Here is a 16,566-nt window from a genome sequence, read left to right on the forward strand (position 1 = left end):
ACGGGCCGATATCGGCTGGTCGAAAGCATTGGTCAGGGGGGAATGGGGCGGGTGTGGCGAGCCGCCGACGAAATGCTCGACCGGCCGGTGGCCGTCAAGGAAATGCGGATCGACGGACTCGACGCGGAGGACACCCGCACCCGCCGCGAACGCACACTCCGCGAGGCCAGGGCGACGGCCCGGATCGACCACCCGAACGTCGTGCGCGTGTACGACGTCGTGGACGAGGGTGAGCGCCTGTGGATCGTCATGGAGCTGGTCGCCGGCCGCTCCCTCGAACAACTCCTCGTCGAGGACGGCCCGTTGACCCCGGCCGACACGGCCCGCCTCGGCCTCGGCCTGGTCTCCGCACTGCGCCAGGTGCACGCCGGGGGAGTGCTCCACCGGGACATCAAACCGGGCAACGTCCTCGTGGAACGACGCGACCAGCGGGTCGTCCTCACCGACTTCGGCATCGCCGCCATCCAGGACGCGAAGGCCCTCACGATGGTCGGGATGCTCGTAGGCTCGCCCGACTACATGGCCCCGGAGCGCGTGTCGGGCCGGCACCAGGGCCCGCCGTCCGACGTGTGGTCCCTGGGCGCGACACTCTGCGCGGCGCTGGGCGGCCGCTCCCCGTTCTCCCGCGAGACGACCCTGGCGACACTGCACGCGGTCCTGTACGAGGATCCCGAACTCCCGGCCGCCGCAGGCCCGTTGCACGACATCCTGGCCGCCCTCCTGGAGAAGGAGCCGTCGGCCAGGCCCGCACTGGAGGACGTGGAGCTGGCACTGCGGCCGGTGGCGTTTCCGACGCCGACGCCGATACCTGAGCCCGAGCCCGAGCCGGAAGAGGCGCCCGAGCCGGAGGCACCGGAGATACCGGACGGTCGCCCGGACACGGCGCCCCTCACCCCCGTACAGCCGCCCCAGGACACCCCGACCCCCGCCTACCTGGACGCGCCACTCGTACGGGCCGCACGACAGCCACGCGAGCAGCCGGAGCCCCAACCCGAACCCGAACCGGCACCCGAACCCGCGGAGCCGACGGACGCGATCCCCGCCGCCCACGCGGCAGCCACCCCCGTCCTGGGAACCCCTTCCTACGCGGCCTCCCCGGAGGCATCCAGCGCCTCCACCGAAGTCCCCTCCGAGATACGGTCCGAGGCCGGTTCGGCGATCCCCGTGCGCAAGGCCGGGGTCTCCCTGGTCCGAACGAAAGAGCGGGAAGAGACACAGATACAGACACAGGCACGGACACAGACCCGAACCCAGCCGCCGGCGCAGCCACGACATACCCCGGAGCGGCAGGCAGCCGCCCTCCCGACGGCCCCGCAGACGCTGCCACCGCAGCCGCCGCCCGGCGAACTCCCGGGCCCCGCACGCCCGTCCGACCCCGGGCGGGGTCGCGACCGGCGCCGGGGCCGCCGCCGTACGGGCATGGTGGCGGCCGGAATGGTCACGGCAGGGGCGGTGGTGGGGATGGTCCTGGCCTCAACTGCCGGCTCACCGGACGACAAGAACACGGCGACCCCGGGCTCGTCGCAGGCAACCTCGGCCACCCCCACCACTCCCACCACCCCCGAAACAACTCCCGCGCCCACCCCCGAACCCACGGTCGAGGGCACGTCACGCCCGCGCAGCCTGCCGCCAGGCGCGCACGAGGAGGCGGGCGGCTACGCGTGGGCGACGCCCAAAGGCTGGCGCAGGGACGTGAAGACGGGCGCCGAGGTGCACTACACGTCCCCCGACGGCAGGCAGGAACTCCTGGCCAAGTCCTCGCTCGCCCGGGGCGATCTGCTGGAGACCTGGGAGGAGTCGGAGCGCAACGCCCGCCAGGGCCAGGACTACCGGAAGATCACCCTCGCGGAGACGACGTACCAGGGGCATCCGGCGGTCGTCTGGGAGTACACCTTCACCCTGGACGGCACCCACTGGCACGCCCGGCTGCTCGGATTCGACGTGGAGGGGAAGTCGTACCAGATCAGCACCTGGTACCACGAGGAGATCGAGCAGCAGGCGGTACCGGCCTACGAACGGGTGAGGGAGTCGTTCACGGTGCTGTGAACAACTCCCTGACCACTGAGACCACTCGGATCGCTAGCCGACCTTGACGACGTCGTCGTCACCGGCGACGTCCGAAGCCGGAGCACCGGCCACGACGACGGTCCCGCGCCCGGCCTTCTGCCGGACGACGGCGATGACCAGCACGACGGCCGCGACCAGCAGCGACAGAAGCACGGTCTCGCGTCCGTCGTGCTCGGTGTCGGTGAGCATGTAGCCGAGGACGAAGACGATGAGAGCGGCGGTCGCCCAGGTCAGATAGGGGTACAGCCACATCTTCACGACGAGCTTCTCCGGGGACTCGCGCTCGATGATCTTCCGCATGCGCAGCTGCGAGAAGCAGATGACCAGCCAGACGAACAGGGCGACGGCGCCGGAGGAGTTGACGAGGAAGAGGAAGACCGAGTCGGGGAACTTGTAGTTGAAGAAGACGGCGACGAAGCCGAAGACGACCGAGGCGACGATCGCCGCGAGCGGTACGCCACGGGACGTGGTCCGCGCGAAGGCCTTGGGCGCGTCACCGCGCTGCCCGAGTGAGAAGGCCATGCGGGAGGCCGTGTAGAGCCCGGAGTTGAGACAGGACAGCACCGAGGTCAGCACGATGAAGTTCATGATCTGACCGGCGTGCGCGATACCGAGGGAGTCGAGGGCGGCGACGTACGAGCCCTTCTCCTTGATCGAGGGATCGTTCCACGGCAACAAGGTCACGACGACGAAGATCGACCCGAGATAGAAGACGGCGACCCGCCAGATGATGCTGTTGGTGGACTTGGTGACGGCCCGCTGCGGGTCCTCGGACTCACCGGCGGCCAGCGTGGCGATCTCGCTGCCCATGAAGGAGAAGACGACGAGCAGCACACCGGTGAGGATGGCGCCGGGCCCGTTGGGCAGGAACCCGCCGGAGTCGGTGAGATTGGAGAGCCCGGCCTTGTCGCTGTCGACACCGGGAAGCACACCGAACACGGCAAGCCCGCCAATAATGACGAACGCACTGATGGCGACGACCTTGATCCCGGCGAACCAGAACTCGAACTCGCCGTAGGAACCGACGGAGACGAGGTTGGTGGCGGTCAGCACGACCATCACGATGAGCGCCCAGGCCCACTGCGGTACGGCGGGAATCCATCCTTCGAGAATGGTGGCGCCGGCGGTGGCCTCCACCGCCAGCACGACGACCCAGAAGAACCAGTACAGCCAGCCGATGGAGAACCCGGCCCAGCGCCCGAGCGCCCGGTCGGCGTGCGCGGAGAACGAGCCGGAGGTCGGGTTGGCGGCGGACATCTCGCCGAGCATCCGCATCACCAGCACGACGAGCGTGCCGACGAGAGCGTAGGAGAGAAGGATGCCGGGGCCGGCGGTGGTGATACCCGAGCTGGACCCGACGAAGAGCCCGGCCCCGATGACACCGCCGATGGCGATCATCGACAGATGCCGGTTCTTGAGCCCGGCCTGAAGCCCGGAGGACGGAGAAGCGGTCATGGGGGGAATTCCTTTGCGCCGGGTGAACGGGGAAGCGCGCCGGTGGGGACGGCGTAAACAGTTGGTCCAGTGAATCTGAGGCAAAGGGATTCCTGAACCTTTGAATCCAGATCGTTACTTGAGATTTCCTTGAGGTTCCGCAGTGTTGCGTCGAGTTTTCGCGATCAACCCCCGAGGCTGCTGCCCCGAAACAGGCATGTCACACTCGTCCCATGCGCGTGTATCTCGGCTCGGACCATGCGGGCTTCGAACTCAAGAACCACCTCGTCGAGTGGCTCAAGGAGGCCGGCCACGACCCCGTGGACTGCGGCCCCCACATCTACGACGCCCTCGACGACTACCCGCCCTTCTGCCTCCGCGCCGCAGAGCGCACGGCGGCCGACCCGGACGCCCTCGGCATCGTGATCGGCGGCTCCGGCAACGGCGAGCAGATCGCGGCGAACAAGGTGAAGGGCGTGCGCGCGGCACTCGCCTGGAGCGAGGAGACGGCGTCGCTGGGCCGCCAGCACAACAACGCCAACGTGGTCGCGGTGGGCGCACGCATGCACACCCAGGACGAGGCGACGAAGTTCGTCGAGACGTTCCTGGCGACCCCGTTCTCGGAGGACGCCCGCCACATCCGCCGCATCGACATGCTGTCGGCGTACGAGACGACGGGCGACCTTCCGGAGATCCCGCCGCACCACCCTCAGGACCAGTAGTCGGCTGCGGGTGAGTGGGGGCTGGTCGCGCAGTTCCCCGCGCCCCTGAGGCTTTTCAGCCCGTCCGGCGTTTGAGGACGAGCGCGTTCAGCGCGACAGGGGGGTCTGGGGGCGCAGCCCCCAGGGGATGGGAACGGGTAGGGGCGGCGGGGGCGAAAACACCCCCACAGCAACCCCCACCCACCCGCGGACAAAGAAGGAGCACCCGTGCCTGAGGGGCACACGATCCACCGCCTGGCCCAGGACTACAGCGCCGCGTTCCTACGCACAGCACCCCAAGTAACCAGCCCCCAGGGCAAGTTCTCCGACGCCGCCGCCCTCCTCGACCGCGCGGAACTCACCCACACCGAAGCCCACGGCAAACACCTCTTCCTGGGCTTCCGCGAAGCGGACTGGATCCACATCCACCTCGGCCTCTTCGGCAAGGTCAACTTCGGCCCCACCCCCGCCCCACCCCCCACGGACACGGTCCGCCTCCGCCTGGCGAACGACACCGCGTACGTCGACCTCCGAGGCCCCACCACCTGCGCCCTCATCACGGACCCCGAGAAGCAGGCGATACACGCCCGCCTGGGCCCGGACCCCCTACGCGAGGACGCGAACCCCGCCACGGCCTACACCCGCATCAGCCGCAGCCGCACAACGATCGCCGCCCTCCTGATGGACCAGAAGGTCATCGCGGGAGTCGGCAACGTCTACCGCGCAGAAGTCCTCTTCCGCCACGGCATCGACCCGTACCGCCTCGGCAGGGACATCACCCCGACCGAGTGGACCGCGCTCTGGACCGACCTGGTCGCCCTGATGCGCGAGGGCGTACGGAACAACCGCATCGACACCGTCCGCCCGGAACACACCCCGGAGGCGATGGGCCGCCCGCCGCGCGTCGACGACCACGGCGGCGAGGTCTACGTCTACCGCAGGGCCAACCTGCCCTGCCACCTCTGTGGCGGCGAGATCCGCACCGCCGACCTCGCTGCCCGCAACCTCTTCTGGTGCCCGGCCTGCCAAAGGAAGTGACCGAGCACCGGATGACGGATCAGAACCCGTGCGGCAACCAGGGCGTCACCACCGACCCGAACGCCACCGAGGCCTCGGCCAGCGCCCCCTGCCGAACCTCCCGCACCCGCCCGGCAGCCGCCAGCCCGGCCAACGACACACCGCCCAGATAGGCGGACCCCAACTCCCGTACGGACAGGGCGACATCAGCCGCGTCCTCGGTACGCACGCACACCGCCCCCTTGGTGTCGCCGCTCAGCCGCCAACGCCCCGAGTTCCACGGACAGAACGCGTCCTCGACGTCGAACACGACATCCACCGGCGCCTGGTACGTCCGCGCCTCCAGCGCGGCCCCCAGGTCCACCAGCCGTACGTACAGGGCGTCCCGCCTGCGCAGCCCGCACCGCCGGATGTCCGACACCATGTGATGCCAGGGCTCGTCGACCGGCTGCCCGCGCGCGATGACCTTCGAGGTCAGGTCGAGATCGAAGAGAAACCGCCACAGGGCGGCGTGCGAGGGAGCGTCGAGCGCATGCGCGTCCTCGACGACAACCGCGCTGTTGGACCCGGAGACATCCCAGTCGGGCTTGACCCGAAACCGAGCGAACCCCACAACATCCCCGCCCCGCTCGGCGACAACACACTGCAAGGGCGAAGCCCCGTCCCGCTCACCCTCCGGATCGAGGACCGCGACCCGCGCCCAACCAGGCATCCGCGCCAGCATCCCGGGCCGCTCCGGCACCCGCCGTGCGTACACCGCCTCGCACACGTCAAGGGCCTCGGCCGGTACGGCATACCGCAGCCGTACGTCATCGGTCCCGTCCGGCACCGACAGCCGTACCTGCGTCGTGTCGATCTCGACGGTCAGCGAGTGCGTGGCCAGGCCGTACCCGAACCGCCCGTAGATGGCGGGCTCGGAGGCCGTCAGCACCGCCAGGGGCTCGCCCCAGCTCCGTACGTCGTCCAGCTGCCGGCGCATCATCGACGTGAGCACCCCGCGCCTGCGGTGCGTGCCGGCGACGCCGACCATGGTCACGCCCGCGGCCGGAACGGCGGCTCCACCCGGTACGGTTACCTGGAAAGTGAAAGCGCTCGCACTGCCGACGCACAGGTCACCGTCCCAGGCACCCACGGAACGGTCGAGTTCGGTAAGTGATTTCCACAACTCCCGTTCCTCGGCGGACTCGGTCATTCCGCCGAAGGCACGGAGCAGGTTGTCGTACCACTGATCCCAGTCGTCGGGCCGAAGTACCCGCAGCTCGGTCGTGCCGGAGGGCGTACCGGAGGTCCTGGAGGTCGTCATAGACCATGACTACCAGGGCATTGCGGGACGAGCGAGGGAATTTCTCCCTCGTGGCCTCGGACCGGCTCTCGGTGGGTTTCACTGTGAAGTTGAACCTCGGACGGGGGACAAGTGGGACCTCCCGTGCCAAGCAGCTGGTCCGATGGATAGGGTCCCGAACTAATGGCAGCAGGACGAGAGCGGCGCGCGGAAGCCGAGACGTTCACGGCCCGGTTGAAGAAGCAGGTTCACCGGGCCCGCACCGGCGTGCGCAGATCCGCCGTGGACTACTTCCGGGGCGACGGTTCGGACTGGATCGCGCTCGCGGGCCTGCTCCTCACGATCCCGGTCATCGCGGCCATGACCCTCGCCAACTCGGTGTGGTGCTCACCGGCCCTGCTGGTCCTCCCGATCGTCGCCGGCGGCCTCCTGCTGCGCCCGGCCAGCCTGCTGAGCCTGTACGCGGCGGCGGCGTCGGCACTGATCGTGGAGTCGGTGAAGCTGGGCCCGTACACGGAGGGCCCGAGCCGGGTCACACCGGGAGTGGTCCTCGTCGTGGCGGCATGCGGTTTCTTCGGCCTCCTGATCGCCCAGTTCCGCAGCCGCGTGGGCGTCCCCTGGCGGCGCGGCGGCACGATGCTGTTCGACCTGCGCGAACGCATCCGCGTCCAGAGCAAGTTGCCGCAGCTGCCGCAGGGCTGGCACCGGGAGATGGCGCTGCGCCCGGCGGGCGGCCAGTCGTTCTCGGGCGACTTCGTGGTGGCGGCCCGGACGAACGGGGGCCGCACGATGGAGGTCGTCCTGACGGACGTCTCGGGCAAGGGAATGGACGCAGGCTCCCGAGCCCTCCTGCTCTCAGGAGCCTTCGGAGGCCTACTGGGCTCGCTCCCGCCCCACGCCTTCCTCCCGGCGGCGAACGGCTATCTCCTCCGCCAGGACTGGGACGAGGGCTTCGCGACCTCGATCCACCTGGTCCTGGACCTGGACTCCGGCGACTACGAACTCTTCTCGGCCGGCCACCCCCCGGGCCTCCAGCTCAGCGCGGGCACGGGCCGCTGGGAGGAAAAGGCCGCGGAGGGCCCGCTGTTGGGCGTGTACGACGGCGCCCAGTTCGACCCGGTCAAGGGCTCCCTCCGCCCCGGCGACGTCCTGATGCTCTTCACGGACGGCCTGGTGGAAACCTCGGACCGGGACATCGTCGAGGGCATCGACCGCCTGACAGGAGAGGCCGACCGCTACGTGGCAGGCGGCTTCCACGGCGCGGCCTGGCACCTGATCGAGGCGGTGGCCAAGGACGTCAACGACGACCGAGCCCTCCTCCTGATCTGCAGAGAGGGCCCAACGGCCCAGGCGACCATTTAGCCCGTCCGGCGTTTGAGGACGAGCGCGTTCAGCGCGACAAGCGGGGGTCTGGGGGCGAAGCCCCCAGAGGATGGGAACGGGTAGGGGCGGCGGGGGCGAAAAAGCCGGGCACCCACCCCGCAGCAACCGGCCCCAACACCGCCAACACCAGCACATAACCCGCGATGAACGGCGACAGCCGCGCGTCCAACCCCGCCCCCGCCGCCATCGTCGCCAGAATCAACGCGAACTCCCCCCGAGCCAACAACGTGCTCGAGATCACGGAAGCCCCCCGCGCCCCGAACCCGTACACCCGAGCCGCCCCCACCCCCGCCAGCACATTCATCCCCACCGTCACAGCGACCGCCGCCAACACCGGCCACACCACCACCGGCAGATCCCCGGGATCGATCGACAACCCGAACGCGAAGAAGAACATCGCTCCGAACGCGTCCCGCAACGGATGCACCAGCTTCCGTATCCGCTCCCCGGACGCCGTACTCCCCAGCATCAGCCCCACCATGAACGCCCCGATCGCGTCCGCGACCCCGAACCACTCGGACACCCCGGCCACGAACACCGCCGCCCCCAGGAACGAGATCACCAGCAACTCGTCGTCCTCGACGGCGAACAGCCGCCCCACGACCCGCGTACCGAACCGAGCCGCGAGCGCCAGCAGCAACAGGAACCCGAAGGCCTTGCCCCCGTCGAGAACCGCGGCCCCCAGCGAATCCGCCCCGGACAACACCGGCTGTAGCGCGGCGAGATACAGCGCGAGGAAGACGTCCTCGACAACGATGATCCCGAGGATCGGCTTCGCCTCGGGACTGCCCAGCCGACCGGTGTCGACCAGCACCTTCGTGACGATGGCGGACGACGATATGCCCAGCACCCCGGCGAGGACCAACGCCTCGGAGGTGCCCCACCCGAGGGCGAATCCGAAGCCCAGGCCGGCGCCGACGTTCAGCGCGAGATACGTGCCCCCGGCCAGCGCCATCCGCCGGCCACCCGCCTTGAGGTCGTCCAGATGGAATTCGAGGCCGAGGTAGAAGAGCAGCAGCACGAGCCCGAGTGCCGAGAGCATCTCCATGTCGTGCGGGTCGGAGACCAGCACGATGCCGGGGGTGTGCGGGCCGAGCAGTATCCCGGCCAGGATGAAGAGAGGGATGGTCGGCAGCCCGATCCGGCTGCCGAGCCGGGCGAGAACCGCGGCGGCGAGAAAAGCGCCGCCCATGGCGATCAGAGTGTCCGCGTGTCCGATGAGCCTGCCTCCAGAGTCAAGAGAACGTCAAGAAACCGTCAATACTTACTTTACCAAACGATCCCTGGCTCCCACCGAGTCACCCACAACCCCACACTGACCGGATGACGGAAACCCCTCCGAACCCCCCAGTGCCCCCAACACCCCCAACACCCCTGACCCTGGCCGAAGTAGAGGCGAAGGCCCGGGCGGCGCACGCCGCCCAGACGGACAAGGCGGGCCGCCCCTACGCGGAGCACCTCCAGGCCGTGGCCGAGGGCGTGCGTGCGCGTGGCGGCGACGACGAGCAGATCGCGGCGGCCTGGCTGCACGACGCGGTTGAGGACGACGCGCTCTCCGAGGGCTGGCTGGAAGAGGCCGCGCTGTCCCGCCGTACGAAGGACATCGTGCTGGCCGTCACCAAGCGTGCGGGGGAGGCTCCCGAGGTGTACGCCCGGCGCATCCTCGACACCCCGGGCGCACTCCTGGTCAAGGAGGCGGACCTGGCGCACAACGCGGACCCGGCCCGCCTGGCGGTACTCGACGCATCGACCCGCATCCGCCTGACCGAGAAATACGTCAAAATGCGCGCGCTTCTCGGTCTGTAGAGACGTAAATGTCCACCTAATTACCCATAAAGAACATATTCCTGTGCTCTTGGTTTCTCTATGGTAATAAATCGATCTCGTGGGGCCGATGATGCGTCACCGGCCGCATAGGGTGGCCTGGTTGGTGGCACGATGGATCTGGCGGGGGTGCGAGGGAACGCATCCCTGGGCCGGTAGAGCGGACCGACCATAGGGTGTGATCAGTGTGGCCATTTCGTTGTCAGTGGTGCTGATGTTGGGAATCATCCTGGTGGTGCTGATTCGCGGAGGCACGATCAAGGCGGGCCCGGCGGTCGTCGCCATACTTTTCGGCTTCTTCCTCGCCTCGACCGGCATGGCCGACGACATCCAACGCTTCCTGAACTCGATAGCCGACACGATCAACGAGATCCAGTTCTGACCGCCGTGGGGAAACACGATCGGCCCGGTTCCAGGGGAACCGGGCCGACGGCGAAGACAGAGCGGGCGACGGGAATCGAACCCGCGTAGCTAGTTTGGAAGACTAGGGCTCTACCATTGAGCTACGCCCGCACGCATGCGCCGCAGGTCAGATGACCGCGGCACAGAAGGCATCGTAGCGGTTCATGGCACCTCGACGCACACCCCGTTTCCACTCTTGAAATGCGGCAACCCCACAGCCTGCGGGCATGTACCCTACGTGTCGCACCAGACGGGGTGTGGCGCAGCTTGGTAGCGCGTCCGCTTTGGGAGCGGAAGGCCGTGGGTTCAAATCCCGCCACCCCGACCACCTGCCGGACCACCGGCGAGATCACCTTTTGGGGCGAGTACCGCCTGCGGCTACTATGCAAGCTGCGCGCCCGTGTGTCTGCGTTGTTACGTCCCTCAAGGGCCGCGAATCCGCTGAGGCTCAGGCACGTCCGGCAGAGGACAGCAGCAGAACCCTCAGCAGAACCCCAAGAAGTCAGCCCCCAAGGAGACCGAACCGTGAAGAGCGCCGTGGAGACCCTGAACCCGACCCGGGTTCGGCTCAGCATCGAGGTGCCCTTCGAGGAGCTCAAGGACAGCCTCGACGCGGCGTACAAGAAGATCAACCAGCAGGTCACGGTGAAGGGCTTCCGGAAGGGCAAGATCCCGGCGCGCGTCATCGACCAGCGGTTCGGCCGCGGTGCGGTTCTGGAGGAGGCCGTCAACGACGCGCTCCCGAAGTTCTACACCGACGCGGTCAACGAGGCCGAGCTGAACGTCCTGGGCCAGCCCGAGGTCGACATCACGGAGCTGAAGGACGGCGAGACGCTGAACTTCACCGCCGAGGTCGACGTCCGCCCGACCATCGAGATCCCGGACTACTCCGGCATCGAGGTCGAGGTCGACGCGATCGAGGTCACCGAGGAGGACATCGACAAGTCGGTCGAGCAGCTCCGTGAGCGCTTCGCCGCCACCTCCCCGGTCGAGCGGGCCGCCGAGGACGGCGACGTCGTGACGCTGGACCTGGAGGCCAAGGTCGACGGCGAGGTGCTGGAGGACGGCGTCGCGAGCGGCGTCTCCTACACCATCGGCTCCGGCGAGCTGCTGGACGGCGTCGACGCCGCGGTGACGGGCGTGGCGGCCGGTGGCGAGGCCACCTTCACCTCCGAGCTGAAGGGCGGCTCGGCGGCCGGCAAGGAGGCCGAGGTCACCGTCAAGGTCACCCAGGTCGCCGCTCGCGAACTGCCTGCCCTGGACGACGAGTTCGCCCAGCTCGCCTCCGAGTTCGACACCCTGGAGGAGCTGCGCGCGGACAGCCGCAAGCGCCTCGAGAACATGAAGCAGTACGACCAGGCCACGCAGGCCCAGGAGCGAGTCCTGGAGAAGCTGCTGGAGCTCGTCGAGGTGCCCGTCCCCGAGAAGCTCCTCGAGGACGAGATCAACACCCGCAAGCACAACCTGGAGCACCACCAGCTCGGCCAGATGGGCCTCGACCTCGAGAAGTACCTCGAGATCCAGGGCAAGACGGCCGAGGAGTTCGACACCGAGACCAAGGAAGCCGCGGTCAAGGGCATCAAGACGCAGTTCGTCCTCGACGAGCTGGTCAACAAGGAGAAGCTGAACGTCAACCAGGAGGAGCTCACCGAGCACCTCATGCGGCGCGCGGCCTCCTCCGGCATGTCCCCCGACCAGTTCGCCCAGGCGGTCGTCGAGGGCGGCCAGGTCCCGATGCTGGTCGGCGAGGTGGCCCGCGGCAAGGCCCTCGCGGTCGTGGTCGAGGCCGCCACGGTCAAGGACACCAACGGCGAGATCATCGACCTCGACGACGAGGAAGAGGACGAGACCACGGAGGCCACCTCCGAGGAGACCCCGGCCGTAGAGGCCGAGGCTTCGGAGGACAAGCCCGAGGCCTGACACCAACGGCACCTCTGACAGACGTACGACAGGCCCCCGGGAACACTTCCCGGGGGCCTGTCGCGCCCCTGAGGGCATGCGGGGCTGTCCGTCATCCGCGGCCACAGGGACGCGCCCCAAAGGGGCGCGGGGCTGTGTCGATATGCGGCTCCGCCGCGCGGGCGCGACAAGCCCCCACTCCGGGCCCGTCATCATCCACGCCCACAAGGACGCGCCCCAAAGGGGCGCGGGGAACTGCGCGAGAAGCCCCACGGGCCGGCACCCGCCCACCCCCCGGCGGAGTCACGGCGAGAGGCAACCGGGGCCCGGGGCGGGAGCCCCGTGACGCTCACCGAAACCCCGCCCGCCGCACAGCCGAGGCACACCGGAGACCCTGCTCAACCCGGCGGAGCACATGCGCTCACAGCGAACAGTTCCATTCCCGGGATTCCCCGGAGGGACCCGCGCGTTAGGGTCCATGAGTACGAGGGCAGGGGAGTCCCCGAATAACGCCGGACGGCCCCACGCCCCGGCAGAACACGTGAGACGGCCCGGCGCCGTCGTAAGACGAGCAGGTGGATACGACGTGACGAATCTGATGCCTTCCGCCGCCGGCGAGCCTTCCATCGGCGGTGGCCTCGGCGACCAGGTCTACAACCGGCTGCTCAACGAGCGGATCATCTTCCTCGGCCAGCCGGTCGACGACGACATCGCGAACAAGATCACCGCGCAGCTGCTGCTTCTCGCCGCCGCTGACCCGGACAAGGACATCAACCTCTACATCAACAGCCCCGGCGGCTCGATCACGGCCGGCATGGCGATCTACGACACCATGCAGTTCATCAAGAACGACGTGATGACGATCGCCATGGGCCTCGCGGCCTCCATGGGCCAGTTCCTGCTCAGCGCGGGCACGCCCGGCAAGCGCTTCGCGCTGCCGAACGCCGAGATCCTGATCCACCAGCCCTCCGCCGGCCTCGCCGGTTCGGCCTCGGACATCAAGATCCACGCCGAGCGGCTGCTGCACACCAAGAAGCGCATGGCCGAGCTGACGGCACAGCACACCGGCCAGACCGTCGAGCAGGTCACCCGGGACTCGGACCGCGACCGCTGGTTCGACCCCGAGGAGGCCAAGGCGTACGGCCTCATCGACGACGTGATCGCCACGGCCGCAGGCATCCCGGGCGGCGGCGGCACCGGTGGTGCGGGCTCGTAAGCGCCCTCACCGCCCTCCAGCCCCCGCCTCAGCCCCTTTCAGGAGACATCGTGAACGACTTCCCCGGCAGCGGCCTCTACGACCGTACGAGGGCGGCACAGGCCGCCCAGGCGCAGTACACCGGCCCCAGCGCCGAGTCCCGCTACGTCATCCCGCGCTTCGTCGAGCGCACCTCGCAGGGCGTGCGTGAGTACGACCCGTACGCGAAGCTCTTCGAGGAGCGCGTGATCTTCCTCGGTGTGCAGATCGACGACGCCTCCGCCAACGACGTCATGGCACAGCTGCTGTGCCTGGAGTCGATGGACCCCGACCGGGACATCTCGGTCTACATCAACAGCCCCGGTGGCTCGTTCACGGCCCTCACGGCCATCTACGACACGATGCAGTTCGTGAAGCCGGACGTCCAGACGGTCTGCATGGGCCAGGCGGCCTCCGCCGCCGCGATCCTCCTCGCGGCCGGTACGCCGGGCAAGCGCATGGCACTGCCCAACGCGCGCGTGCTGATCCACCAGCCGTACAGCGAGACCGGCCGTGGCCAGGTCTCCGACCTGGAGATCGCGGCCAACGAGATCCTCCGGATGCGTGCCCAGCTGGAGGACATGCTGGCCAGGCACTCCACCACGCCGATCGAGAAGATCCGCGAGGACATCGAGCGCGACAAGATCCTCACGGCCGAGGACGCGCTGTCGTACGGCCTGATCGACCAGATCATCTCCACCCGCAAGATGAACAACGCCAGCGTCCGCTGACGTACTGGTAGGCGTACTGGTAGACGCGGAAGCTGTATCGTCTGCCGCCCCTTGGCACGGTTTGACTCGGAGCACGTCAAAGTGAACCGCGCCAAGGGGGGCCCGAACGGGGGGCCCGGCAAGGTACCGTCGGACATAAGGCAGCACCAGGAGCCGCTGGACCTAGGCGTCTCCCAGGCGAAGGGGAAGCACACCGTGGCACGCATCGGTGACGGCGGCGATCTGCTCAAGTGCTCGTTCTGTGGCAAGAGCCAGAAGCAGGTCAAGAAGCTCATCGCAGGCCCCGGTGTGTACATCTGCGACGAGTGCATCGATCTCTGCAACGAGATCATCGAGGAAGAACTCGCGGAGACGAGCGAGGTGCGCTGGGAGGAACTCCCCAAGCCCCGCGAGATCTACGAGTTCCTCGAGGGGTACGTAGTCGGGCAGGAGTCGGCCAAGAAGGCCCTGTCCGTCGCGGTGTACAACCACTACAAGCGGGTCCAGGCCGGTGAGAACGGCGGCGGTCAAAGCCGCGACGACGCCATCGAGTTGGCGAAGTCCAACATCCTCCTGCTGGGCCCCACGGGCTCCGGCAAGACCCTCCTCGCGCAGACCCTGGCGCGCATGCTCAACGTCCCGTTCGCCATCGCCGACGCGACGGCGCTGACGGAGGCCGGGTATGTCGGCGAGGACGTCGAGAACATCCTGTTGAAGCTGATCCAGGCGGCGGACTACGACGTCAAGAAGGCCGAAACCGGAATCATCTACATCGACGAGATCGACAAGGTCGCGCGGAAGAGTGAAAACCCGTCGATCACGCGTGACGTGTCCGGCGAGGGCGTCCAGCAGGCCCTGCTGAAGATCCTCGAAGGCACGACGGCCTCGGTCCCGCCGCAGGGCGGACGCAAGCACCCGCACCAGGAGTTCATCCAGATCGACACGACGAACGTCCTGTTCATCGTGGGCGGCGCCTTCGCGGGCCTGGAGAAGCTCATCGAGTCGAGGGCGGGTGCCAAGGGCATCGGCTTCGGCGCGACGATCCGCTCCAAGCGCGAGATGGAGAACAAGGACCAGTTCGAGGCGGTCATGCCCGAGGACCTGGTGAAGTTCGGGATGATCCCGGAGTTCATCGGCCGCCTCCCGGTGATCACCTCGGTCCACAACCTGGACCGCAAGGCGCTCCTCCAGATCCTGGTCGAGCCGCGCAACGCCCTCGTCAAGCAGTACCAGCGCCTCTTCGAACTCGACGGCGTGGAGCTGGACTTCGAGCGCGAGGCCCTGGAGGCCATCGCCGACCAGGCGATCCTGCGTCAGACCGGCGCACGCGGCCTGCGCGCCATCATGGAGGAGGTCCTCCAGGCGGTGATGTACGAGGTCCCGTCCCGCAAGGACGTGGCCCGCGTCGTCATCACGGCGGACGTCGTCCTGTCGAACGTGAACCCGACCCTGATCCCGAGGGACGCGCGAGGGCGCGGCCCGGGCGAGCAGAAGACGGCGTAACGGCGGCGCAGGGCAAAGGAATCGCGGAGGGGCCCCGGTCAACAGACCGGGGCCCCTCCGCGGTTGAGGCGTCAGCCGAGGCGTGTCAGGCCTTGACGCGCACGTCCGCGCGCAGCTTGGCGGCGAGTTCGGCCGCCTCCTCCATCGTGGCGGCCTTGCCCGAGGCCAGGGAGGCGATGTCGTACGTCAGGACGTAGCTGAGCGTGCTGTGGTCGCCCCAGATGCAGAACGGCATCTGCGTCGTCGTGCCGGACTCGGTGCTCTCGATCTGCTGGCACTTCATGATGCCGTTGTCGAAGCCGGCCGGCGTGAACTCCTGCGGGCTGCCGACGAGTTTGCCGTCGCCGGAGGCCGTGCTCTTCGCCGACTCCGACTTCATCTGGGCGAACATCGCGTCGACGACCTTCTCCGGGTCGTCGATCGTGCCGTACACCCCGGCGAACATCAGGGTCTTGGCGGTGAGGCTCTCGCCCGAGGCGTACACGGCGCTGACGTCCTTGGGGTTCTCGACCCCCCAGGCCTCGGCGTCCTTGATCTCGTCCTCGGTCAGCCCGTCGGCCGCGGAGTCCCCGCTCTTCTTGTACGCGCCGTCGAGCACGGTCGCCGGCGCCGTCAGCTTGTGCGCCCCGTCGTCGGCGATGTCCGACCCGCTGCCCGAGCCACTCCCACTGCCGAGCACGAACCAGGCGCCCACGGCGATGGCGGCCACGACGGCCACCGACCCGAGGACGATCGCCGTCGTCTTCTTCTTGCCCCCACCCGGCGGCGGCTGCGGAACCCCGTACGGGGCCTGCCCGTACGGCGGCTGCTGGCCGTAGGCGGGCTGCTGACCGTACGGGTTCGGGGCGGCCTGCTGCGGATAGCCGTAGCCGGGCTGCGCGGGCGGAGCCTGCTGGGGGTAGCCGTAGCCGGGCTGCGGAGCCGCCGGAGGGGCCTGAGGTGCTTGGGGCGGCTGGCCGTACGGACCCGGCTGGGCGGCCGGCTGCCCGTACGGTCCGGGCTGCTGGGGTGGTCCGCTGTACGGGCCCGGCTGGTTGTGGCTCATCTCTGGGTTCCCCTCCAGATGCTTATGTGTTCCTGACATCCTCGCGCAGGCCAGGGTCCCGAGTT

The 16,566-nt window shown here is 68.6% G+C and carries 14 protein-coding genes and 2 tRNA genes; 11 read left to right on the forward strand and 5 right to left on the reverse strand.

All coding sequences use genetic code 11. The annotated features are described in order from the left end of the window. The first annotated feature begins 42 nt into the window (after nucleotides 1–42). Nucleotides 43–2,046, forward strand: coding sequence for a serine/threonine-protein kinase (locus OG787_RS33110; RefSeq protein WP_405537663.1), 2,004 nt, complete (start codon nucleotides 43–45; stop codon nucleotides 2,044–2,046). Between the two features lie 33 nt (nucleotides 2,047–2,079). Here the strand turns inward: OG787_RS33110 and OG787_RS33115 are convergent, their stop codons facing one another. After that, nucleotides 2,080–3,522, reverse strand: coding sequence for an amino acid permease (locus OG787_RS33115; RefSeq protein WP_405537665.1), 1,443 nt, complete (start codon nucleotides 3,520–3,522; stop codon nucleotides 2,080–2,082). 212 nt (nucleotides 3,523–3,734) lie between these two features. On the opposite strand from OG787_RS33115, the gene OG787_RS33120 reads away from it, so the two are divergent. Continuing rightward, nucleotides 3,735–4,223: a ribose-5-phosphate isomerase gene (locus tag OG787_RS33120; protein ID WP_369036216.1), complete on the forward strand. Its 489-nt coding sequence runs from the start codon at nucleotides 3,735–3,737 to the stop codon at nucleotides 4,221–4,223. A 207-nt stretch (nucleotides 4,224–4,430) separates the two neighbouring features. After that, nucleotides 4,431–5,240: an Fpg/Nei family DNA glycosylase gene (locus OG787_RS33125; protein ID WP_369036217.1), complete on the forward strand. Its 810-nt coding sequence runs from the start codon at nucleotides 4,431–4,433 to the stop codon at nucleotides 5,238–5,240. A gap of 19 nt (nucleotides 5,241–5,259) precedes the next feature. Here the strand turns inward: OG787_RS33125 and OG787_RS33130 are convergent, their stop codons facing one another. Beyond that, nucleotides 5,260–6,522, reverse strand: a complete 1,263-nt coding sequence (locus tag OG787_RS33130; protein ID WP_369036218.1) for a GNAT family N-acetyltransferase — start codon at nucleotides 6,520–6,522, stop codon at nucleotides 5,260–5,262. A gap of 162 nt (nucleotides 6,523–6,684) precedes the next feature. Here OG787_RS33130 and OG787_RS33135 point away from each other — a divergent pair, with 162 nt between their 5' ends. Beyond that, a complete protein-coding gene (locus OG787_RS33135; RefSeq protein ID WP_235479127.1) occupies nucleotides 6,685–7,863 on the forward strand; it encodes a PP2C family protein-serine/threonine phosphatase in 1,179 nt (392 codons plus the stop codon). 28 nt (nucleotides 7,864–7,891) lie between these two features. Here OG787_RS33135 and OG787_RS33140 read toward each other — a convergent pair whose 3' ends face one another. Then, a complete protein-coding gene (locus OG787_RS33140) occupies nucleotides 7,892–9,076 on the reverse strand; it encodes a cation:proton antiporter (RefSeq protein ID WP_405537667.1) in 1,185 nt (394 codons plus the stop codon). A 131-nt stretch (nucleotides 9,077–9,207) separates the two neighbouring features. Between OG787_RS33140 and OG787_RS33145 the strand changes: the two genes are divergently transcribed. Together OG787_RS33145 and OG787_RS33150 are read left to right on the forward strand one after the other, a co-directional pair. Continuing rightward, on the forward strand, nucleotides 9,208–9,690 hold the full coding sequence (locus tag OG787_RS33145; protein ID WP_405537668.1) for an HD domain-containing protein: 483 nt from the start codon (nucleotides 9,208–9,210) through the stop codon (nucleotides 9,688–9,690). Between the two features lie 205 nt (nucleotides 9,691–9,895). After that, nucleotides 9,896–10,090, forward strand: a complete 195-nt coding sequence (locus OG787_RS33150) for a hypothetical protein (RefSeq protein WP_006383514.1) — start codon at nucleotides 9,896–9,898, stop codon at nucleotides 10,088–10,090. Between the two features lie 60 nt (nucleotides 10,091–10,150). Here the strand turns inward: OG787_RS33150 and OG787_RS33155 are convergent. Beyond that, nucleotides 10,151–10,221, reverse strand: a tRNA-Gly gene (locus tag OG787_RS33155). Between the two features lie 140 nt (nucleotides 10,222–10,361). Between OG787_RS33155 and OG787_RS33160 the strand changes: the two genes are divergently transcribed. The 5 genes from OG787_RS33160 to clpX all read left to right on the forward strand — a co-directional run bounded on the left by OG787_RS33160 (nucleotide 10,362) and on the right by clpX (nucleotide 15,456). After that, nucleotides 10,362–10,438: transfer RNA gene (locus OG787_RS33160), tRNA-Pro, on the forward strand. Between the two features lie 197 nt (nucleotides 10,439–10,635). After that, nucleotides 10,636–12,030 (forward strand): trigger factor, encoded by a 1,395-nt coding sequence (gene tig / locus OG787_RS33165; protein ID WP_369036221.1) that lies wholly within the window; start codon nucleotides 10,636–10,638, stop codon nucleotides 12,028–12,030. Between the two features lie 577 nt (nucleotides 12,031–12,607). Further along, entirely contained in the window at nucleotides 12,608–13,225 is a 618-nt protein-coding gene (locus OG787_RS33170; protein WP_235480148.1) for an ATP-dependent Clp protease proteolytic subunit, read from the forward strand. Between the two features lie 50 nt (nucleotides 13,226–13,275). Further along, entirely contained in the window at nucleotides 13,276–13,974 is a 699-nt protein-coding gene (locus OG787_RS33175; protein ID WP_235479130.1) for an ATP-dependent Clp protease proteolytic subunit, read from the forward strand. Nucleotides 13,975–14,169: 195 nt separating this feature from the next. Then, nucleotides 14,170–15,456 carry an ATP-dependent Clp protease ATP-binding subunit ClpX gene (gene clpX / locus OG787_RS33180; protein ID WP_235479131.1) on the forward strand — a complete coding sequence of 429 codons (1,287 nt, stop codon included), beginning with the start codon at nucleotides 14,170–14,172 and terminating at the stop codon, nucleotides 15,454–15,456. Nucleotides 15,457–15,541: 85 nt separating this feature from the next. Here clpX and OG787_RS33185 read toward each other — a convergent pair whose 3' ends face one another. Next, nucleotides 15,542–16,501: a hypothetical protein gene (locus OG787_RS33185; protein ID WP_369036222.1), complete on the reverse strand. Its 960-nt coding sequence runs from the start codon at nucleotides 16,499–16,501 to the stop codon at nucleotides 15,542–15,544. Between the last annotated feature and the right edge of the window lie 65 nt (nucleotides 16,502–16,566).

Origin of the sequence: Streptomyces sp. NBC_00075 (genome assembly GCF_045041225.1) — a bacterium.
Classification (GTDB): domain Bacteria; phylum Actinomycetota; class Actinomycetes; order Streptomycetales; family Streptomycetaceae; genus Streptomyces; species Streptomyces adonidis.